Source organism: Corynebacterium sp. HMSC076G08, from assembly GCF_001811515.1.
GTDB classification, from domain to species: domain Bacteria; phylum Actinomycetota; class Actinomycetes; order Mycobacteriales; family Mycobacteriaceae; genus Corynebacterium; species Corynebacterium hiratae.
The window spans coordinates 82761-102280 of sequence record NZ_KV805064.1 but is presented as its reverse complement, the minus strand read 5'-3'; the positions used below and the strand labels follow the sequence as shown (position 1 = coordinate 102280).

Annotated in this window: 18 protein-coding genes; 10 read left to right on the top strand and 8 right to left on the bottom strand. The window is 65.0% G+C overall.

Annotated features, from left to right (window positions below):
• Both HMPREF2806_RS09300 and HMPREF2806_RS09295 read left to right on the top strand, forming a co-directional pair.
• Entirely contained in the window at nucleotides 1–261 is a 261-nt protein-coding gene (locus tag HMPREF2806_RS09300; protein WP_039673876.1) for a helix-turn-helix transcriptional regulator, read from the top strand.
• Nucleotides 262–268: 7 nt separating this feature from the next.
• Nucleotides 269–739: a hypothetical protein gene (locus HMPREF2806_RS09295; RefSeq protein WP_049157075.1), complete on the top strand. Its 471-nt coding sequence runs from the start codon at nucleotides 269–271 to the stop codon at nucleotides 737–739.
• A 5-nt stretch (nucleotides 740–744) separates the two neighbouring features.
• Here the strand turns inward: HMPREF2806_RS09295 and HMPREF2806_RS09290 are convergent, their stop codons facing one another.
• On the bottom strand, nucleotides 745–3882 hold the full coding sequence (locus tag HMPREF2806_RS09290; protein ID WP_070517468.1) for an error-prone DNA polymerase: 3138 nt from the start codon (nucleotides 3880–3882) through the stop codon (nucleotides 745–747).
• A 165-nt stretch (nucleotides 3883–4047) separates the two neighbouring features.
• On the opposite strand from HMPREF2806_RS09290, the gene HMPREF2806_RS09285 reads away from it, so the two are divergent.
• The 3 genes from HMPREF2806_RS09285 to HMPREF2806_RS09275 are packed head-to-tail and all read left to right on the top strand — an operon-like array spanning nucleotide 4048 to nucleotide 6771.
• A complete protein-coding gene (locus tag HMPREF2806_RS09285; protein ID WP_049157071.1) occupies nucleotides 4048–4938 on the top strand; it encodes a MetQ/NlpA family ABC transporter substrate-binding protein in 891 nt (296 codons plus the stop codon).
• Nucleotides 4939–4954: 16 nt separating this feature from the next.
• A complete protein-coding gene (locus HMPREF2806_RS09280) occupies nucleotides 4955–6094 on the top strand; it encodes a methionine ABC transporter ATP-binding protein (protein ID WP_369799719.1) in 1140 nt (379 codons plus the stop codon).
• The gene (locus tag HMPREF2806_RS09275; RefSeq protein ID WP_070517464.1) at nucleotides 6091–6771 is read left to right on the top strand and encodes a methionine ABC transporter permease; all 681 of its coding nucleotides are present in this window, start codon (nucleotides 6091–6093) and stop codon (nucleotides 6769–6771) included. Before HMPREF2806_RS09280 ends, HMPREF2806_RS09275 begins: the two co-directional genes overlap by 4 nt.
• On the opposite strand, the gene HMPREF2806_RS09270 is transcribed toward HMPREF2806_RS09275, so the two are convergent.
• Entirely contained in the window at nucleotides 6768–7676 is a 909-nt protein-coding gene (locus tag HMPREF2806_RS09270) for a sucrase ferredoxin (protein ID WP_049157068.1), read from the bottom strand. The two genes, HMPREF2806_RS09275 and HMPREF2806_RS09270, sit on opposite strands and share 4 nt — an antisense overlap.
• A 98-nt stretch (nucleotides 7677–7774) precedes the next feature.
• Here HMPREF2806_RS09270 and HMPREF2806_RS09265 point away from each other — a divergent pair, with 98 nt between their 5' ends.
• Nucleotides 7775–8428, top strand: coding sequence for an AMIN-like domain-containing (lipo)protein (locus tag HMPREF2806_RS09265; RefSeq protein WP_049157067.1), 654 nt, complete (start codon nucleotides 7775–7777; stop codon nucleotides 8426–8428).
• Between the two features lie 5 nt (nucleotides 8429–8433).
• Here the strand turns inward: HMPREF2806_RS09265 and HMPREF2806_RS09260 are convergent, their stop codons facing one another.
• Both HMPREF2806_RS09260 and HMPREF2806_RS09255 read right to left on the bottom strand, forming a co-directional pair.
• A complete protein-coding gene (locus HMPREF2806_RS09260; protein ID WP_070511385.1) occupies nucleotides 8434–9978 on the bottom strand; it encodes a DNA polymerase Y family protein in 1545 nt (514 codons plus the stop codon).
• Nucleotides 9975–10658, bottom strand: coding sequence for a hypothetical protein (locus HMPREF2806_RS09255; RefSeq protein ID WP_232745389.1), 684 nt, complete (start codon nucleotides 10656–10658; stop codon nucleotides 9975–9977). The genes HMPREF2806_RS09260 and HMPREF2806_RS09255 overlap by 4 nt, the downstream gene beginning before the upstream one ends.
• A gap of 59 nt (nucleotides 10659–10717) precedes the next feature.
• Between HMPREF2806_RS09255 and HMPREF2806_RS09250 the strand changes: the two genes are divergently transcribed.
• Nucleotides 10718–11128, top strand: a complete 411-nt coding sequence (locus HMPREF2806_RS09250) for a hypothetical protein (RefSeq protein ID WP_070517461.1) — start codon at nucleotides 10718–10720, stop codon at nucleotides 11126–11128.
• A gap of 25 nt (nucleotides 11129–11153) precedes the next feature.
• Here HMPREF2806_RS09250 and HMPREF2806_RS09245 read toward each other — a convergent pair whose 3' ends face one another.
• Together HMPREF2806_RS09245 and HMPREF2806_RS09240 are read right to left on the bottom strand one after the other, a co-directional pair.
• Entirely contained in the window at nucleotides 11154–11807 is a 654-nt protein-coding gene (locus HMPREF2806_RS09245) for a response regulator (protein WP_070511379.1), read from the bottom strand.
• Between the two features lie 2 nt (nucleotides 11808–11809).
• Nucleotides 11810–12958: an ATP-binding protein gene (locus HMPREF2806_RS09240; RefSeq protein ID WP_198531335.1), complete on the bottom strand. Its 1149-nt coding sequence runs from the start codon at nucleotides 12956–12958 to the stop codon at nucleotides 11810–11812.
• A 113-nt stretch (nucleotides 12959–13071) separates the two neighbouring features.
• Here HMPREF2806_RS09240 and HMPREF2806_RS09235 point away from each other — a divergent pair, with 113 nt between their 5' ends.
• From HMPREF2806_RS09235 to HMPREF2806_RS09225, 3 genes are read left to right on the top strand one after another with little or no spacing between them, the layout of a single operon-like run.
• Nucleotides 13072–14127 carry a PspC domain-containing protein gene (locus tag HMPREF2806_RS09235; RefSeq protein ID WP_070517459.1) on the top strand — a complete coding sequence of 352 codons (1056 nt, stop codon included), beginning with the start codon at nucleotides 13072–13074 and terminating at the stop codon, nucleotides 14125–14127.
• A gap of 11 nt (nucleotides 14128–14138) precedes the next feature.
• Nucleotides 14139–15188 (top strand): threonine aldolase family protein, encoded by a 1050-nt coding sequence (locus tag HMPREF2806_RS09230; protein ID WP_070517457.1) that lies wholly within the window; start codon nucleotides 14139–14141, stop codon nucleotides 15186–15188.
• A gap of 33 nt (nucleotides 15189–15221) precedes the next feature.
• The gene (locus tag HMPREF2806_RS09225) at nucleotides 15222–16391 is read left to right on the top strand and encodes an HNH endonuclease signature motif containing protein (protein WP_070517455.1); all 1170 of its coding nucleotides are present in this window, start codon (nucleotides 15222–15224) and stop codon (nucleotides 16389–16391) included.
• Nucleotides 16392–16939: 548 nt separating this feature from the next.
• On the opposite strand, the gene guaA is transcribed toward HMPREF2806_RS09225, so the two are convergent.
• Entirely contained in the window at nucleotides 16940–18508 is a 1569-nt protein-coding gene (gene guaA / locus HMPREF2806_RS09220) for a glutamine-hydrolyzing GMP synthase (protein ID WP_070517454.1), read from the bottom strand.
• Between the two features lie 24 nt (nucleotides 18509–18532).
• The gene (locus HMPREF2806_RS09215; RefSeq protein ID WP_070517453.1) at nucleotides 18533–19459 is read right to left on the bottom strand and encodes a LysR family transcriptional regulator; all 927 of its coding nucleotides are present in this window, start codon (nucleotides 19457–19459) and stop codon (nucleotides 18533–18535) included.
• Between the last annotated feature and the right edge of the window lie 61 nt (nucleotides 19460–19520).

Below are 19520 nucleotides of genomic sequence, written 5' to 3'. Positions count from 1 at the left end.
ATGTCCCCAAAGAAAAAGCCAACCCGCCCACTATTTAACCGGGTCCGCGTGCTCCGCGTTGAACGGGACATGACGCGCGCACAGCTTGCCGACGCCATCGGGGTCAACCCCCAAACCATCGGCGCTCTCGAGCGCGGCGACCACTCCCCCAGCTTGGACCTCGCCTTCAACATCTGCGAAGTTTTCAATCTACCCGTGGAAGCCGTGTTCTCCCGGACCGAATTCACCCCCATGTCCTCCGAAATCTACCGAAAGGACTAAACCACACATGTCCGCCTCTATTCCCGATTCCGTTAAGACCCGCAAGCGCTACATCACCCTGACCGACCTGTCCACCGCCCTCATCATTGCATCCATCCCCCTGCAGTTCTGGAGCGCCTTTACCTCACTCATGGTGGCCGCCCTTGGAACTTTGCTGTGCGCGTTGATGACCGCTCGCCTCCGCACAACGATTGGTGCCGCAGACCTGCCCAGGACAGAACTGGATGAGTATCAGATGCAGCAGCACCTTGAAGCCCGCGACGACGGCCTCAAATTCTCCCTCGCAGCACTCGTCATCCTGCTTCCGGTGACTGGCCTTATCGCCTGGGGTGCCCGAACCATGCCCATCATGGACGGCGTATTCGTCTCCCAGCTCTACCTCAAAATCATCCTGCTACTCATGGTGTGGGTGCCCTTCTCCGTGGCACGTTCCCTGGCCGGAAAGATGAACCGCGACGAGCTCATCTCTAAGGAATAAGCCGCTTAGCGGAAATCCCGCGAGCCGCGCGAGAGCGCCTCACCGAAGGCCAGCGGCTCCAGCTGGTCCGCGGCAACGGTGACCGCGCCGGAGGCGTTCTGCACGATGCCGCGCACGATGAGCGCGGGCGCTGTTCGCGCGGTGACTTTATCCCGGGCCCACAGGCCTGGCGTGACCATCACGTTCATCAACCCGGTCTCATCCTCCAAACCAAAAAAGACCACCCCGCCCGCTGTCTGCGGGCGCTGGCGGTGCGTGACCACCCCGGCGATGCGCACGCGGGTGCCATCCTCCACTGCCGGCAAATCCGCCGCGGATAGGATGCCGCGGGCCTGCAATTCCCCGCGGACCTGCTCCATCGGCTGCTGGTTGTGAGTCACGCCGGTGCTCGCCACATCCGCCGCCATGAGCTCAAAGGCGCTCATCCCCGGCAAAGACGGCGCTTCAATCGCCGAAAGCCCTGGCAACATCCCCGCCCGTTCTGTTGCGGCCACGCCCGCCTGCCACAGCGCCTGGCGGCGATCCACCCCAAAGACGTCCAAGGCCCCCGCCACGGCGAGGGCCTCCACGTGATCGACGGTGAGGTCGGCGCGGCGGGAGAGATCGGGGACGTCGCCAAACGGCGCGGCCGCTTCAATGCGATCGGCGGCCTTATCACCCAACCCCTTGATGAGGTTAAGCCCCAAGCGGATACGCGCCTGACCGTCCGAGCCCACCACCACGCGCGCCTCGCGGCCCGACTCGTTGACGCTGACCGGCAGCACCTCCACCCCGTGGCGGCGGGCATCCTGAATAAGCGACTGCGGCGAGTAGAAACCCATCGGCTGCGCGCGCAGCAGGCCCACGCAAAACTGCGCCGGGTAATAGCGCTTAAACCACGCCGAAAAGTACACCAAGGAAGCAAAAGACTGCGAGTGGGACTCCGGGAAGCCATAAGCAGCGAAGGCCACAATCTTGGCCCACAACTTATCCGCCACCTCCCCGACAATCCCGTTGGTTTCCTCCAAACCCTCATAAAAGCGCTGCTTGAGCGCCGCCATCTTGGACGGCGAGCGCTTCGAGCCCATCGCGCGCCGCAGGTCATCCGCCTCAGCACCACTGAATCCGGCGGCATCGACCGCAATCTGCATGAGCTGCTCCTGAAAGAGCGGAATCCCCAGTGTCTTGCCCAAGGACTTTTCTAACACCGGGTGGTCATAGGACACCGGTTCCTTGCCATCGCGGCGGCGCAGGTAGGGGTGCACCGAGCCGCCCTGGATGGGGCCCGGCCGGATGAGCGCGACCTCCACCACGAGGTCGAAGAAGACCCGCGGCTTGAGCCTCGGCAGCGTGCTCAGCTGCGCGCGCGATTCCACCTGGAACACGCCCACCGCGTCCGCGCGGCAGAGCATGTCATAGACTTCCGGGTCAGCCAGGTCCAGCTCCCACAGGTTGACCACCCGGCCGGTGCTCTCCTCCACCAAGTCCATCATGTGATGCAGGGCTTCGAGCATGCCCAGGCCCAACAGGTCGAACTTCACCAGCCCGGCGGCCGCACAATCATCCTTATCCCATTGCAGCACCGAACGATTCTCCATGCGCGCCCACTCCACGGGCACGACATCCGCAATTGGCCGGTCACACAGCACCATGCCGCCGGAGTGGATACTCAGGTGGCGCGGCTGGCCTAGGAACTGCTCGGCCAAGGATTCAACGTCCGAAGGCGCAGACGCAATCCCCTTCGACCAGGCATCGGCCGAACCCTGCGGGTAGCCCAGCGCGCGGGCGGCATCCCGCAACGCGCCTTTGCGGCGGTACGTAATCACGTTGGCCACCTGCGCCGCCTTCTCGCGGCCGTGCTTGGCGTAGACGTACTGGATGACCTCCTCGCGCCGCCCGGATTCAATATCGATGTCGATATCCGGCGGGCCATCGCGGTCCGGGGAGAGGAAGCGCTCAAAAAGCAGTCCCGCGGAAATCGGCTCCGCATTCGTAATCCCTAGCGCGAAGCACACCGCCGAATTCGCCGCCGACCCGCGCCCCTGGCACAGGATGTTCTCCCGTTTACAAAAGTCCACGAGATCACACACGATAAGGAAGTAGCCGGGAAAGCCCAGCTGCTTGACCACACCCAGCTCATACCGCATCTGCTCCCACGCCCGCTCCCGAATCTCCTTAGGCCGCGTGGCATAGCGCGCTGCCGCGCGCTCGAAGGTGAGGTGCTCCAGCCAGGACATCTCGGTATAGCCTTCCGGCACGTCGAAATCAGGCAGGTTCGGGGCCAGTGCCTCCCAGGTGAAGCTGCAGTCCTCGAGGACGCGAACGGTTTCGGCGATGAGCTCGGGGCGCTCAGGCAGCAGGCGCGCCATCTGTTCCCCGGAGCGCAGCCAGGACGAGCCCATGGGGTGGGAGCTGGGGGAGGCGTCGGCAAGCGCGAGGCGTCTGGACAGGGCCTGTTTGGCGCCGGCCAACCGCGCGTGTTCCCGTGTGGCGGCAGCCGGGCGCGCAGTGGCAATGGCGCGCGAAACCGGCAAGGAATCCAACAGTAGGTGGTGGTCCGCGTCCTCCGGGAGCTGGGTACATGCATACTCCAGAACCATGCTGTCTATTTTTATTCCCTCGACCAAAAGATCGAAATGCCCTACCCATTCCCAGCCCACCAGGAAGAGGCACTCATCCTGCAACTGCGCACCAATCTCCGCCAAAGAAGGATAGGACACGACCCCCTTCTCCCCCGCCTCCATGTGAGCGCGGGAGATAAGCCGAGATAGACGCCGATAGCCCTCCGGGGTGCGCGCCAGGACGGTCAGCGGAGCTGGGTCGAGACTGAGCTCCGCCCCGAAGACCGCAGGCAGGCCAACTTTGGCGGCGGCCTCCGCAAACTTCATAAGACCATAGAATCCATCCCGATCTACCAGCGCAATCCCCCGCAGGCCCAGTTCGACGGCGCGCGCCACGAGCCCCTCCGGCTCGGAAGCGCCACACAGAAAGCTATAGGAGCTCACCGCATGCAGCTCGGCGAAAGGCACGGCGGAATGCCCCAACTTCGGCGCGTCCGTGGCCTGCGGTAGGTGGTCCACCGAGACCGGGACGGGCCCCGGGCGACCAGAGAGAATCCTCTCCACCCGGGACCACGGCAGCGCCTCACCCCCATTGAATCTCATAGCCCCACACACTATATTCGAACACAGGTTCCAGTCAAGGTTTTCGTTGAACAATTCTCCGAATAGACAAAGCGGTTCAATCGTTGCTAGTTTTTCGTGCAGCGCACAAATCCTGCGGTGACACGACTTGCCGCACAAACCAAGAAGGGACACTAGGAACCCACCATGAGCATCCGTCGCGTACTTGCTGCCACCTCGGCAGCCGTCATCGCCGCAACCGGCCTGGTTGCTTGCTCCTCGGACTCCGCTGAGTCCAAGGATTCCGGCGAGGCCATCACCAAGGACTCCACCATCACCATCGGCACCACTGACGCCAACATGGAAGAGTGGGCCGTCTTCCAGGACCTGGCCAAGGAAGCCGGCTACGACGTCAAGCTGGAGAACTTCGCCGACTACAACACTCCGAACCAGGCTCTGGACCAGGGCCAGCTGAGCACCAACAAGTTCCAGCACCTGAAGTTCCTGGCTGAGTACAACAAGGGCAACGGCACCGATCTGGTCCCGCTGGCCTCCACCGAGATCTACCCGCTGGCCATCTACTGGAAGGACCACAAGGATCTCGCTGGCATCGAGGGCCAGGAAGTCGCCATCCCGAACGACTCCACTAACCAGGGCCGCGCCATCGGCCTGCTGGTTCAGGAAGGCCTGGTCACTCTCAAGGAGAACAGCCCGCTGACCCCCACCCCGCTAGACATCGATGAGGACAAGTCCAAGGTTAAGGTCACCCCGGTAGATGCTGCCCAGACCCCGGCCGCCTACGGCGAGGGCAAGCCGGCTGTCATCAACAACTCCTTCCTCGAGCGCGCCGGCATTGACCCGAAGTCCGCCGTCGCTCAGGACGACCCAGACTCCGCCGAGGCTGAGCCCTACATCAACGTCTGGGCCGTGCGCGCCGACGACGCCGACAACGAGGCCCTTCACGAGCTGGCCAAGCTGTGGAAGGACCCGAAGGTCACCGAGGCCGTCCTGAAGTCCTCCGGCGACACCGCCGTGGCCGTCGACCGCTCCCAGGAAGAGCTCCAGGAAATCCTGGACCGCCTCGAAGAGCAGGTCTAAGCCCCGCGTAATCCACATGTCCCCCGCGCTCACGCTTGATTGCGTGACCCGGGGGATTTTGCCCGTTACTCCCTCCTCACTCACTACACGGACACGTACAAAGGAAACCCACGTGACTGAACAACAAGGCGCCCACCGGGGCACCCGGATTGAATTCCGCAACATCACCAAAGTCTTTAAAAACAAGAAAACCACCACCACCGCACTCGATAATGTCTCCCTGACCGTCGAGCCCGGCGAAATCATCGGCATCATCGGTTTCTCCGGCGCGGGTAAGTCCACGCTGGTGCGCATGATCAACGGTCTGGATAAGCCGACCTCGGGGCAGCTGCTTCTCGACGGCACCGATGTCGTCCCCCTCCCCGAATCCAAGCTGCGCGGCATCCGCCGCAACATCGGCATGATCTTCCAGCAGTTCAACCTCATGTCCTCGCGCACCGCGGCGGGCAATATTGAGTACCCGCTGAAGCTGCAGGGCGTCGACAAGCAGGAGCGTAAAAAGCGCGTCCAGGAACTGCTGGAATTCGTCGGCTTGGCGGACAAGGGCGATAACTACCCGGAGCAGCTCTCCGGCGGCCAGAAGCAGCGCGTCGGCATCGCCCGCGCCCTGGCCAACAACCCTTCCCTGCTGCTGGCGGATGAGGCCACCTCGGCGCTGGACCCCACCACTACCCACGAGGTGCTCGACCTGCTGCGCAAGGTCAACCGCGATCTCGGCATCACCATCGTGGTCATTACCCACGAGATGGACGTCGTGCGCTCCATCGCCGACAAGGTGGCCGTTATGGAAAACGGCCGCGTCATTGAGGCCGGCAGCGTCTACGAGGTCTTTTCCAATCCGCAGACCAAGGTGGCGGAGAAGTTCGTGGCCACCTCGCTGCGCAACACCCCGGACGTCGTGGAGGCCGATGACCTGCTGGCCCACGAAGGACGTTTGTTCACCATCAACCTGACGGAAAAGTCGGGCTTCTTCGGCGCCGCCGGCAAGCTCGCGGACGAGGGAGTGTCCATCGCCGTGGTCCACGGCGGCATCACCACCCTGCAGAAGCATTCCTTCGGCAAGATCACCGTGCGCCTCAACGGCCCGGATGCCGCCATCGAAGACTTCTACGCACATATGCAACGCACCACCGACATTGAGGAGATCCAACGATGAACGTCACCTACCTCGCGCAGGCCAATTGGGATCGACTGGGCGGCACGCTTGTCGACGCCATCAAGGACACCCTCATCATGGTCGCCACCACCCTGGTGATCGCCGGCATCATCGGCTTGGTTCTCGGCATCCTGCTCTACACCACCCGCCCGGGCGGCATCCTGCAGAACAAGCCCATCTACTTCATCATCAACATCCTGGTGAACTTTGTTCGCCCGATTCCCTTCATCATCTTGCTGGCCTTTGTCCAGCCGCTGACGGTGGCGGTGCTGGGCAGCTCTATCGGCCGTGAACCGGCCACGTTCGTCATGGTTATTGCGGCCACGTTCGCGGTGGCGCGCATCGTGGAGCAGAATCTCGTGGCGCTGGACCCGGGCGTGATTGAAGCAGCCCGCGCGATGGGCGCTTCGCCGTGGAAGATCATCACCACGGTCATCATTCCGGAGGCGCTGGGCCCGCTGGTGCTGGGCTACACCTTCCTGTTCATCGGCATCGTCGACATGTCCGCGATGGCCGGCTACGTCGGCGGCGGTGGCTTGGGTGACTTCGCCATCGTCTACGGCTACCGCGCCTTCGAGTGGGAGGTCACCGTGGTGGCTACGCTTATCATCATCGTGCTGGTGCAGGCAGCGCAGTTCTTCGGCAACTGGCTCTCAGCCAAGATTATGCGCCGCTAACCGCGCGCCGCGTCCTGCGACGCGGCGCGTAGGATACGGACGCGGCGCGCGGCATAGAAACGAGAGGTCTTCGGCTCGTCTCCACAAGAAGAGACGACGCCGGAGGCCTCTTTTTCTTCGAGTTCTACGTCCCATGCACGGCCATCACGGTGGCGCACAACGACGCCATTTCGCGCGGCGGGGTTTTCCGTTGCGGTGTTTTCCGCTGCGTCGACGGTGAGGTCGCCGTAGTGGAGGGGCTCGGAGGCGTCGAGAAGCTGGCGTGCCACCGCAAGCTCCGCCACTTGCCCTTGGGGCGTGGTGAGGCCGGAACCGCGGTTGGCGGGGTAGAAATACTCGCCGTGCAGCGCCTTGCCCACGAGCTCGCGGCCAGCTTCCACGTTGAGGCGGCCAAAGGAATAGCCCCACGGCATCAGCAGCACCGACGGCGCGAAGCGGTGCCCCTTGGTGTGGGAGGTTTCCCACACGGTCTCCTCAAATTCGCATGCCAGGGAGGCAGCAAGCGGGCGGCCCTTGATTGCGCAGCAGGCATCGCGCTTGGCGTGGGTGCACACGAGCACCAGCGGCAGGCACGTGCCGGTGGGGTGCTCCAGATCCAGATCGAGGATGTCCTCCGGGCCGTTCAGGACGTAATCCTGCACTAACCCCTCGCGCGCCCACACAACGAAACAACGGAAGTGCCCCGTCCCCCGCTCATGCCCGGCGCGCCCCGGGCGGCGAATGAGCTGCAGGCCCGCCACGCCTTTGAGCTTGGCCTTGAGCTTCGCAGTCAAGCCGGGGTCAAAGGTACGTCCGTCAAGCACGTCGCGAGACCACGCCGTGGGCCACTCAAAAAGGACGTACACAGATTCTTGTTTTGCGGTACCGGCCAGGGGCTCGACCTGGACGTCGGAGCAGAAGGTCATGGCGCCATCTTAACTGGCATCACTTTCTTCACAACAATGTGGTTACGATGCCTAGCTCGATGCATATAATTCCCCGTAGTGCCACTACGCTCGAAACCATGCCGAAACACAGTCTCTTGCGCACAGCCGCCCCAGTGGCCGCACTCGTTGTCTCGGGTGCGCTCGCGCTTCAGGGATGCGCTCCGTCTTCCTCCCCGGACGGCAGCCCCGACGGCCCCACGAAGACTCTCGACGCCACCCTGTCCGGCGCCTCCACCTCCACGGCTACCGTTACTCCCACTGCCCCCTCCCCCGCCGCACCGGCTGGGCTGACCCCGCTGGGCGACGCCAACCTGGAGATGAAAACCCTCCGCCCACCGGCCCCCTCGGAGCTGGTGGTGACCGATGTCCGCGTGGGTAAGCACGAGGGATTTGACCGCGTGGTCTTCGAGTTTGTCGGGGATGGTTCGCCGGGCTGGTTCATCGATTACACCGATTCCCCCGCCCAGCAAGGCTCCGGCAACCCGATTGCTTATGAAGGCTCCACTGCGCTCGACGTCAGCATCGACGGCACCGCCTACCCCTTCCAGCTCAACATGGAAGATCCGAATATCGGCACCGTAAACGGCGCCGGCGGCCTAGTTACCCAGGTAGTCAGCGGCGGTACCTTCGAGGCTCGCTCGCAGTTCGTTATCGGGCTTAATGAACGCCACCCGTACTCGGTCCAGGTGCTCAGGGGGCCGACGCGCCTGGTCATCGACATCTTGAATTAAGCCGTTCAGGCATAGGTTGCCTCCACAGACCAGCGCCCGCCTGCCCACACGAGGAGCCAGGCGCGCTGGCCTTTCTCGTTTTCTCCGACGACTTGCAGGCGCGCGCAGCGCTGCGCCGCACCCGCCTCCCACCACCCGGTGTCTACGGGCCACGGGCCGGCCCAACCGGTCACCCGGTAGCGGTGGCGCCCCCATCCCAGACCCGCCGGCTCCCCGGAAAGGAGGGCCTCGGCGGTGACGATGACCTCCTTCGAGGAGACGTCGATAAGCCGAATCCGCGCGGCCGGGTGCGCCAGGCTCGCCGGGAGCGGCGCCGGGATGCGCCCCGGCCAGGTGCCCTCCGGCTGCGGATCGCGCTGCTCGCCATAGGGGACGTACTCGATGCGCTCGGCCACCCCACGCCCGCCCGCCGGGCGAGGCTGCAGCACGCGGTCCACCCCCAGCTGGGATTGCACCCGCGCGATGACACGCTTGGCCTGCTCCGCGGATTCGCCTGCGCCCCACAGGAGTCCATCCCCCGGCGGGGCGACCTCCACCGGCTCCAACGCCAGCTTGACGACGCCTCCTCCCTCACCCGGCGCACTCCCCGCCCACGCAGCACTCAGCCAGCCATCGAGCTGCCAGCGCACGCGGTCCGCCGTGGCGGCCTCGCTGAGCGCTTCCTGGGTACGCCAGATCCGCTCCAAACGCTCGCCGCCCTCGAACTCCGCGGCAACGCGCAGCCGCAGACACACCACGCCGGCCTCATCGAGCACCACATGCAGGCGCGCCGCGAGCTGGCGCGCGGCAAAGGCCGCGGCGTCTACGCGCTCTAAGGGTTCTTCGAAGCCCTGCTCCACGCCCAGGTCCGGGCGTGCAAGCTCCGGCGCCACGCGCCGATCCGGTGCGGCCGCGGCCACCGCGTGGCACCGCCGTCCAGCCTCGCCGAAACGGGTGGTGACTTGGCGCAGCGGCAAACTCGCCAGCTCCCCTAACGTGCGCACGCCCAGCTGCTCCAAGGCATGCACCACGTCCGCCGCACACCCCAGCGCCACTTCCGCGGCCAATACTCCCACCGGCTGCTGAGCCAGAAAGTCGCGCGAGCCGCCTGCCGGGACTACCGCGCCCAGGTTGTGGTGGCGCGCGGCAATCAGCGCGGTGGCGATCTCATCGGCGACGCCGACGGTGGCGTCGAGGCGGGATCTGGAGGTGGCGTCGACAAGCATCTCTACCGCCTTCGCCTCACTGCCGTGGAAACGCCCGGCCGCGCCCGCATCCACAATGACCAAGCCCGGACGCAGCACCTCCACCGAGGAGGCCACCGCATCCAGCCCCGCGGCGATCTCCGCGAAGACCACGCCGTCTCGGTCCGGGTTGGCCTCCTCCACGCGCAGCTCCGGTAGGAGAGCTTGGGCTTGGCGCACCCGCATCCCGCGGCGCACCCCTGCCCGGCGCGCTGCTGCGTTGCAGACCGCCACGCGGTGCTGAGCAGCAATAACGCACGCTGCCCTGTCAGCGTCCTGCAGCGCCTGGATAGGCCAATCCGGGAACCACAGCGCCGCGACCCTCACACGACCTCCAGGCGTGGGCGCGCGTCCAGACGCTGCCCACACGTGAGCACTCCACGGCGCGGGCGCATGCTTGCCGACGCCACCCGCACCCCTATATCAACTCCCCAAATACGCCCGCTGCCCCGGCCCAAGCCATGCACCGCGACGACCTCCGCACCTATCTCCATCGCCGTTCCTGGCAGCCGGGTTCCCACGGTGAGCAGGGCCGCCTGCCCTGCCCGCACTTTCGCCAGCACGGGGCGCGCCCGCGTGGGGCTCAGCTCGCCTGTGCCTTTGTACACCACCAGGTCCAGCCCCTCACACAGCACGCTAGTTACCGCCCAGGGTTCCGCGCCCGGTTCGGGCACCGCGATGACCCGGGAGATATCTCCATCCTCAACCACCTGTGCGAGTGAGAGATCGGGCCAGCCCACCACCGCAACGTGTCCGCCCGCCGCGCTAACATGGGATATCAGCTCCACCACGAGAGCGGCACATTCCGCACAGACGGTTGCCCGCTTGCGGGGAAGGCCACCGCCCGGGAGCAGCTCAGATAGCCCTTCGGGGACGCCGAGAAGCTCCACCTCCGGCTGCACCTGCGCGGCAACATCCGGGGTTTCCAGGCGTTGAATCTGGGCGCGCAGGATCGCAATTTGCTCGGCCTGCGGCCCTCCCACCACACGAACACCTGTTTGATTCATGGCTCCTATTATGAACCTCTCTCCGGACGCGCGCAATTGCGCTGGTAGCGTTAGGCGCCATGAATCCCCTCCGCGCGCACACCACCCCAATCCCCACCCCGCTGTGGGTGCGACTCGGCGGATCTGCCTTGGCCGGCGCCGCCGTGGCGGTGGGTACCAGCCGCATCCACTTCGGCCTCGCCATGGGGCTTAGCCTGCTCTTCCTCCTCGCCGCCTGCGCGCTCGTACTCCTACACCCCTACCGCGCGGACCTGCGTGATTATGCCCAGCGCCACAACGTCACCATGCTGCCCAACGCGGCACAGCTCATCCCGCTTATGGCGCTGTGGTTGATGGTCATGTTCTCCCCACTCCTCGCGCTGCCTGCCTGGGGCAGCGCACTGGTGTGGGTACTCGTTTCAGGCGCGGCCTTCCTCCTCTTCCCCCACGTCGACGGCTCCCGCAAGCTCGCCTACGCACCCCCTGCCTAAACCCAACCCGCCTAGGCCAGGCTGTTTAAGCCAGGTCGCGCGAGGTGGCCCAGCGCGTGAGCTGATGGCGGTTGGACTGCTGGGTCTTGCGCAAAATATTGGAGGCGTGTGTTTCCACCGTCTTCACCGAAATGAACAGCTGCTTGCCAATCTCGCGGTATGTGTAGCCGCGCGCAAGCAACCGCAAGACCTCTAGCTCGCGCCGCGTGAGCGCATCCACCGCTGGGTCCTGCCCCTCCTCCGGCTCCGGCGCGGGCGAACCGGAGGCAAAAGCGTCGAGGACAAAACCCGCCAGGCGCGGCGAGAAATACGCATCCCCGCTATTGACCTGCACCACCGCCTCGGCCAGATCCGGGCCGGAAATATTCTTCGTCACATACCCGCGCGCGCCCGCCCGAATCAGCGCAATCACGTCCTCCGCCGCATCTGACACGCTCAGCGCCAAAAACACCGGCCGCGACGGCTGATTAGCCGTCGCGTTAATAACGGCGAGGCCACCGCCGTCGGGCATGTGGACGTCGAGAAGCACCACGTCCGGGGAGGTACGCGCAATGCCCTCCAGCGCCTCCGCAACGGTCCCGGCATCGCCCACGATCTCAATCTCCGAGGACGCCGCCAGCTCCGCGCGAACGCCCGCGCGAAAGACGGAGTGATCATCAACCAAAAAGACCTTCACCATGCTCATAACGCTACCGCGAGCTCCACCTCGGTGCCCTCCCCCGGGGTCGAGGAAATCCGCACGCGCCCACCAGATCCTTCTACGCGCGCGCGAATACTGTCACGAATCCCGTGCCTATCAGCGGGAATATCCTCCACGTCGAAACCCACCCCGCGGTCGCGCACAAAGATACTCAGCTCGCCCGCCAACAACTCCGCATAAACATCCACCACGTCCACACCCGCATGCTTGCCGGCATTCACCATGGCCTCACGCGCGGCCTGGATAAGCAGCTTCGCGGACTCCGTCAGCTCCGTGTCCTCACCCACCGTCACAGCAGATACCCGCATGTCGAAGAGATCTTCCACCTCCCCGCACGCCGATTCGAGGGCACCGAAACAGGTGGTGGGGGCGGCGGAGGGGGCATCGAAAAGCCAGGCGCGCAGCTCGCGTTCTTGGGCGCGCGCCAAACGCGTCACCTCGCGCGAATCCCCCGCCCGCTTCTGAATCAGCGCCAGCGTCTGCAGCACCGAATCGTGCAGGCGGGCGGCAATCTCGGCGCGCTCCTCCGAAACCGCCTTCGCCGCCTGTTCCTGAGATAGCGAGCGCCAGAGCTTCAGCACCAGCGGCACCACCAGCGCGCCAAAGCCCACCAGCGTCAGCGCCGTGGCCAGGATCGCCGAACCCGATCCGCTCTCCCACGTCACCGCCGCCACCACGACGCCACCGATGACCAGGACGGCACCGGCCGCCACAGCAACCAGGCCCACCGGCGTGTTCAGCCCGCGGTCATACGCCAACCACGCCAGCACCGCGCCGATGGCCACCACCGCCAACGGCACCGCCACGCTTAGCGACGCCCCCGAAACCCCCAACACACCCACCGCACTACCCGCCAGCGCCAGGAACACCAGCACGAGGGAGAGGGGGCTGCGGCGGGTGGAGGGGGCGTCGTCAAGCGCGGGCGTGAAAATCCACAGCCCGGCATAGGCCATCGCCCCCACCCCACCCAGCAGGGTCAACGCGGTCAAGGCGATGCGCACGGAGAGCGCCGAAACCCCCAGATTCTGCGCCAGCCCCGCCGCCACGCCGGCGACCACGCGGCCAGATTGGGGACGCGACATCACGGGATAGGGCGCCGCGTTTTCTGCGGGCACATAGGGCGAAGTCATACTAGCCATAGTCCCACGCGCCACCCCTCGGGCACATCAGGGACAACCCTGAGGTCAAAAAATCAGGGCGATTACCGATACCGCCGCGAGGCCCCACGCGGCACCATAAAAGCATGACGAAGAACAGCACACTCAACCAGATGTGGACGACCCGCCCCGTCCGCCTTCCCAAGAAACAGGGCGGTGACGCGCACATCGCTGGTGTCTGCGAAGGCATCGCGGTGCGCTACCAGCTTGACCCCACGATCGTGCGCGTGGCCTTCGTGGTCGCAGCACTCGCCTTCGGCGGTGGCATCGCAGCCTACCTCGCCGCGTGGGCGCTCATGCCGCGCTTCGGTTCGCCCTACTGCCCGCTCGATGCGGCCATGGGCAAGGATGGCGTCAAGGAGGAACAAGAGCTCGGCTGGGTGCTGATTATCGGCGTCCTTCTGACGTTTGGCTCCGGCCCGCTGTTCCTCAGCGGACAATTCCTCGCCGGCCTTCCGCCCGCTGCGCTGACCTTCGGCCTGTTGGCGCTGGCGTGGTACGCCCTTCACCAACGCGAACCGCTACCGCCCAGCGGGCTGTTGGCTGCCGAACAGCCGGTGCGCGAGGAACCGGTCAACCTCAACCCTTATACCCCAGCAGACGGCCACCCCTTCCCACCGGGGCGTACGACCCCGCCGTCCTGGGATCCACTCGGCGTGGTGCCCGATGCCTGGGACCTGCCGGAGCCGGGCCCGCGGGAAGAACCGAAAAAGAAGCGCGGTTCGCAGTGGGCTGAGGCCGCGATTGCTCTCGGCGCTGTGGGGGCTGCCCTGGCGATTGCCTTCTTTGGAGTCACCTTCGTCATCGAGGCCGACGAAGAATCCGGCTTCAGCGCCCGCTTCAATGTCGGTTCTCAGCACATCGCGCCCACCCATGAAGATGAGCTCCAGGAATACTATGACCTAGGTATTGGCACCTCAACGGTGGACTTGAGCCAAATCGAAGACCTCAAGGAAAAGCACGATGTCACCATCGACGTCGGCATCGGCAGCGTCGAGGTCATCCTCCCGAAGGACGTCCCTGTATCACTCACCTGTGACAGCGGCTTAGGAGAAAGCAACTGCACCAACCGCCATGACGATGATGCGCTGCTAGATATCCGCATCGACCAAGGCATCGGCGAGCTCACCGTCACCGGCTAAACTGGCCACCCATGATTCACTTCGGCAACGATTACCACCGCTCAGCCCACCCCCGCGTCCTTGATGCCATCGCGGGGGCGGGCGGGGCTTATGCCGGCTATGGCGCCGACGAGCTGTGTGCCACGGCCGCTGAGCGCATCCGCACTGCCTGCCAGGCGTCGAACGCTGAGGTGCATTTCATGGTCGGTGGCACGCAGGCCAACGCCACCATCATCGCCCACCGCCTGCGCCCCTGGGAAGGCGTTATCGCGGCGGATAGCGGGCACATCGCCACCCATGAGACGGGCGCCATCGAGCACACCGGGCACAAGGTCATCACGTTGCCGAACCAGCTGGGAAAAATCACCGCCGCGCAGGTTCGCGCCTGCATGGATGAGTACCGCGCCTCCGGGGTGGAAGAGCACATGCCGGAGCCCGCACTGGTCTACATCACGCAGCCCACCGAGTTCGGCACCGCCTATTCCCGCGACGAACTCGTGGCCCTGCGCGAGGTCTGCGACGAGTACGATCTGGGCCTGTTTGTCGACGGCGCCCGCCTCGGCTACGGCCTGTCCGCCTCGGATATCACCCTGCCGGACCTGGCCGCGCTTGTCGACGTCTTCACCATCGGCGGCACCAAATGCGGCGCCCTCTTCGGCGAGGCCATCGTCTTCCCCGCGGGCGCGCCGCGCTTTCGCAATGCCATGAAGCAAAACGGTGGCCTGCTGGCCAAGGGCTGGTTGCTCGGTGCGCAATTCGCCGCCCTCTTCAGCGCCCCTCCTACTGCCTCCGCCGACGCAGCAACGACCCTCTACGAGCAGATCTGCGCCCGCGCCAATGCCCAAGCCCAGCGCATAGCCGAGGCATTCCGCACCACAGGCATCGACATGCTCTTTGACTCCCCTACCAACCAGCAATTCGCGCTGTTGACACGCGAGCAGGAAGAGAAGCTCGCGCAGGACTTCGTGTGCCAGTTCTTCGAAGAACACGAGGGGCTACGCGTGGTGCGTTTTTGTACGGCGTGGTCGACGGAAGAGGGGGACGTCGATAAGCTCTGCGCTGCGATTTCTGCGCTCAAGTAGCGAGGTTGCCCAACCTGGTTTAGGCTGTGGGCTATGCAACTGGGGGGTTACATTCAAGCACTAGCGCGCGGGCTCGACGTGGTCGAGCAATGCGCCGGTGTCACGCGCGCTCAGCTGGTTGAGATGGGTGCGCGGCCGGATTTCGCGGAGAAGCTCCTAGGACTGCACGCGGTGTATTTCGGGGACACAATGTTCCGCTCCCGGCAGCGCAAGGCCCGCCGCACGGGCCACGACGTGTTCACGCTCCTCGATATCGAGCGCTACTGCTCCAAGCTCAAGGCCCGCAGGGCGTGGGAGCTGCGCCAGCTACTAGCTGCCACCCCGCGGGAGAAAATCCCCATGGTGGCGAAGGCAAAGCTCAAAGAATGGCGCCCGCCCAAGGACCCCGCCCCAGGCGTGCGAGTGACGCGGCGCGCGGGCCGCAACCACACGCTGAGCATTACGGATTCCTCGCTCAATATTTCCAAATTGCTGGCCGTGCTTAAGACCACCGACAAGGACTTGCTCACCGCGGCGCATACCGTGTTCCGCGGCGGGGGTGGCTCCGGCCAGAAGCTGCAGTCCAACGTCATCGTGCGATTGGATGAGCTCGACCGCATCGTCGATGGTGATGGCGAGGAGATTGAGTTGCAGCTGACTAATGGGGCCACGATGACGGGTGCGGAGTTCGTGCGCGAAAAGCTTGCCGACGTCGGCCTCATCACCCTCGTCCATCCCCACCACGGCCCCGTGAACCTGTACATGGCGAGCCGTTTCGCCAACACCAAGCAGCGCCTCGCGCTGTCTGCGGAGCACCCGACGTGCGCGTGGCCGGGTTGCAACGCGCCCGCGGAGGATTCGCAAATTCATCACCTCACCCGTTTCCAGGACGGCGGGCCGACAAACATGGCCAACTTGGTGCCACTGTGTGCGTATCACAACGCGGTCAATGACGATGATCCGGAAAAGCCCACCGACCGCGGGCACCTCGACCGCATCGATGGCCGCGTGCACTACCTTCCGCCGTGGGCGGGGCCGCCAATTCCCATCGAAAGCCCGGCCCACCCGCCGCGCTCCGCTCCGGGGCCAGCTCGCGCATCCACGGATCCGCCGGCATCCGGCCCGCCCGACCCACGCTCCACGCCGCGTGGGACACCAGCCCCTGTCTCCGGCGCGCCACCGCATAACTCCGGCGAACCTCCGGACCCGCCACCGAGTTCATGAGTGCTTTTAGTCCGTAGACTTCGCCCTGTTCTCACGGTGGAAGCGCCACCCCGCCGGCTCAATGGTTCAGCGGCTCGCGGGTCACCGCTCCGCCGAACCAACCGGTCGCAAGCTGCCGCTCCGCAGCCCCACCAGCCGGAGACGCCCTAAGGCACACAGCCGCTTTAACCAGCCGCTCGCTGAGAAAATTTGCTCGGCGTGCGGCTACTCGCGCGCGCGATATAGAGGTATGCGTCCTTGTGCCGTGCGTACTAACGCCGTCGATACTGGCAACGGGCACGCTAACGCCATCCAGACTGGCGCCTGTCGCGACCACCCCCTGGAGGGTACGCAGGAGCCTGGCACCGCGCCATCTGCCCCCATTCCGCGGAGCTGAGTGCCGGGGATCGAAAACGGGGAACGCGGCCGCGCCCTGTTAATTCAAGGCGCGGCCGCGCTACACAGCGTCTGGGAGTTTGCTTCGCTGCCCGCTTTCTACCACCGAGCTATCTCACTGAGATACTCCACTGCACTGCTACAGTGCGTGTCCCAGTGCCTTTCGGCTGCGCTTACTCCCACTCGATGGTTCCCGGCGGCTTCGACGTCACGTCGAGCACCACGCGGTTGACTTCCTTAACCTCGTTGGTGATGCGGGTGGAAATCTTCTCCAGCACGTCGTACGGCAGGCGCGTCCAGTCGGCGGTCATGGCGTCCTCGGAGGACACCGGGCGCAGGACGATCGGGTGGCCGTAGGTGCGGCCATCGCCTTGGACGCCGACGGAGCGGACGTCGGCAAGCAGCACCACCGGGCACTGCCAAATCTCGCCGTCCAGACCAGCGTTGGTCAGCTCGGTACGCGCGATGAGGTCCGCCTGGCGCAGCGTCTCGAGTCGCTCCTCGGTGACCTCGCCGATGATGCGGATACCCAGGCCCGGGCCCGGGAAGGGCTGGCGCGCCACGATCTCCTCCGGCAGGCCCAGTTCACGGCCAACCGCGCGCACCTCATCCTTGAAGAGCAGGCGGAGCGGCTCGACGAGCTCGAATTCGACGTCGTCAGGCAGGCCGCCCACGTTGTGGTGGGACTTAATGTTCGCGGTACCGTCACCGCCACCGGACTCCACCACGTCCGGGTACAGCGTGCCCTGCACCAGGAAGGCGGCATCCTGGCCGTCCAGGGCCTGGTCGACGGCGCGCTCGAAGGAGCGGATGAACTCCGCACCGATGGCCTTACGCTTGGCCTCCGGCTCGGTCACACCGGCCAGCTTGGAAAGGAAAGCCTCGCGCTCATCAGCGGTGATGAGCTTGGCGCCAGTCGACGCCACGAAGTCCTTCTCCACCTGTTCACGCTCACCTGCGCGAAGCAGACCGTGGTCGACGAAGACACAGGTCAAACGGTCACCGATTGCGCGCTGCACGAGGGCTGCGGCTACGGCGGAATCCACGCCGCCGGACAAGCCGCAGATTGCGCGGCCTTCCTCGCCGATCTGCTCGCGCACATCGTTGATGAGCTGCTCCGCGATGTTCTCCGTGGTCCAGTTCTGCTCCAAGCCTGCTACCTCAGTCAGGAAGCGCGTGAGCACCTCCTGGCCGTGCGGCGAGTGAAGAACTTCCGGGTGGTATTGCACGCCGGCCATCTGCTTGGACAGGCACTCGAAGGCTGCCACGGGAGCGCCTTCGGAGGAAGCGGTCACCTCAAAGCCCTCCGGGGCTTCCGTGACCGAATCGCCGTGAGACATCCACACCTTGTGGGTGTCCTCCAGACCCTTGTGCAGCACGCCGCCGGACACGGTCATGTCCGTGCGGCCGTACTCGCGGGCACCCGTGGAGGCCACGGTGCCGCCTAGGGCTTGGGTCATGGACTGGAAGCCGTAGCAGATACCAAAGACCGGGATGCCGAGCTCGAGCAGCTCCGGCTTCAGTGCAGGGGCGCCGTCCGCGTATACGGAAGACGGGCCACCGGAAAGGATCAGCGCGGCTGGGTTCTTGGCCTTGATGTCCTCCACGGAGGCGGAATTGGGGACAACCTCGGAGTAGATGTTGGCCTCACGCACGCGCCGGGCGATGAGCTGCGCGTACTGGGCGCCAAAGTCCACCACGAGGACAGGACGCGGGGTTGTATTTGGGTTAGTCACGGTCATCAGTTTAACGCAAGAACCCGCACCCTAGACCGCAGGGAGTGGCCCATAATCTTTCGCGGTGGCAGCTGCCTTGCTCAACGCCGCCCGAAACGCCCGCAGCGCAGGGTGTCCCTCGCGCCCAGCGCGAACCGCGGTGTAGAGCGTGCGGGTGGGATTACCAGGCAAGGCAACCACACGCACGCCTTCGATCTCTTCGAGAAAAAGGTCCGAGATCACCGCCACCGCGTGGCCCGTGCGCACGAGGTGAGCGTGCAGGAAGGGATCCGGGGTTTCATAGAGCACGCTGGGGCTAAAACCATGCCGGCGGCACAGACGGTGGACGAAGCGCCCCAATAAAAACTCCTCCGGGTCCATGGCAAAAGGGATTTCGCCATCGAACGCTGCAAAATCCTCTAAGCGCAGTGTGTTCCAGGGGCCGGTGAGTGGGGTGATGAGGCGTAGGGGGTCGTCGAGAAGCAGCTCCCGGTGGGTGTGCTCATCCGTGGCGGGCATGTCCGACTCATACTCTTCACCCAGGATGAGGTCCACCTCCCGGCGCGCCAGCAGCTCCATCGCGCCATCGGCTTCGCGCTGGATGATCTGCACGCGCAGGTCCGGGTACTCCCTGGCTAGCTCCGTCAGCGCCCGCGGCACCAGCGAGGACATGATCGTTTGAAACGTCGTGACCTTGATCGTGCCACGCACCGCGTTGGTTGATGCGATGACCTGTGACTCGGCCTCATCCGCCAAGGCGAGCATCCGCTCCGCGTAAGAGGCAAGGATTTCCCCCTGCTCCGTCAACCGCACTCGCCGGCCGACTTTCTCATAGAGCGCCACGCCGACGTCTTTTTCACACTGCGCCAACTGCTGCGAGATGGCCGAGTGCGTATAGCGCAGCGATTCCGCCACAGCGGTGACGGTGCCGAGGCGTTGCAGCTCGTAGAGAATGCGCAGACGGTGCAGATCCAACATGACAGAATCCCTAACAGGTACGTGTTAAAAACTGTAGATAGACTAACAGTTCTTCCCGCCC

Excerpts from the sequence above, each read along its gene's own strand:
- HMPREF2806_RS09300 (WP_039673876.1), top strand. The coding sequence starts at position 1 with ATGTCCCCAAAGAAAAAGCCAACCCGCCCACTATTTAACCGGGTCCGC.
- HMPREF2806_RS09275 (WP_070517464.1), top strand. The coding sequence starts at position 6,091 with ATGAACGTCACCTACCTCGCGCAGGCCAATTGGGATCGACTGGGCGGC.
- HMPREF2806_RS09215 (WP_070517453.1), bottom strand. The coding sequence starts at position 19,459 with ATGTTGGATCTGCACCGTCTGCGCATTCTCTACGAGCTGCAACGCCTC.
- HMPREF2806_RS09250 (WP_070517461.1), top strand. The coding sequence starts at position 10,718 with ATGAATCCCCTCCGCGCGCACACCACCCCAATCCCCACCCCGCTGTGG.
- HMPREF2806_RS09225 (WP_070517455.1), top strand. The coding sequence starts at position 15,222 with ATGCAACTGGGGGGTTACATTCAAGCACTAGCGCGCGGGCTCGACGTG.
- HMPREF2806_RS09270 (WP_049157068.1), bottom strand. The coding sequence starts at position 7,676 with ATGACCTTCTGCTCCGACGTCCAGGTCGAGCCCCTGGCCGGTACCGCA.
- HMPREF2806_RS09235 (WP_070517459.1), top strand. The coding sequence starts at position 13,072 with ATGACGAAGAACAGCACACTCAACCAGATGTGGACGACCCGCCCCGTC.
- HMPREF2806_RS09240 (WP_198531335.1), bottom strand. The coding sequence starts at position 12,958 with ATGACTTCGCCCTATGTGCCCGCAGAAAACGCGGCGCCCTATCCCGTG.
- HMPREF2806_RS09245 (WP_070511379.1), bottom strand. The coding sequence starts at position 11,807 with ATGGTGAAGGTCTTTTTGGTTGATGATCACTCCGTCTTTCGCGCGGGC.
- guaA (WP_070517454.1), bottom strand. The coding sequence starts at position 18,508 with ATGACCGTGACTAACCCAAATACAACCCCGCGTCCTGTCCTCGTGGTG.
- HMPREF2806_RS09255 (WP_232745389.1), bottom strand. The coding sequence starts at position 10,658 with ATGAATCAAACAGGTGTTCGTGTGGTGGGAGGGCCGCAGGCCGAGCAA.
- HMPREF2806_RS09280 (WP_369799719.1), top strand. The coding sequence starts at position 4,955 with ATGTCCCCCGCGCTCACGCTTGATTGCGTGACCCGGGGGATTTTGCCC.
- HMPREF2806_RS09295 (WP_049157075.1), top strand. The coding sequence starts at position 269 with ATGTCCGCCTCTATTCCCGATTCCGTTAAGACCCGCAAGCGCTACATC.
- HMPREF2806_RS09285 (WP_049157071.1), top strand. The coding sequence starts at position 4,048 with ATGAGCATCCGTCGCGTACTTGCTGCCACCTCGGCAGCCGTCATCGCC.
- HMPREF2806_RS09265 (WP_049157067.1), top strand. The coding sequence starts at position 7,775 with ATGCCGAAACACAGTCTCTTGCGCACAGCCGCCCCAGTGGCCGCACTC.
- HMPREF2806_RS09230 (WP_070517457.1), top strand. The coding sequence starts at position 14,139 with ATGATTCACTTCGGCAACGATTACCACCGCTCAGCCCACCCCCGCGTC.
- HMPREF2806_RS09290 (WP_070517468.1), bottom strand. The coding sequence starts at position 3,882 with ATGAGATTCAATGGGGGTGAGGCGCTGCCGTGGTCCCGGGTGGAGAGG.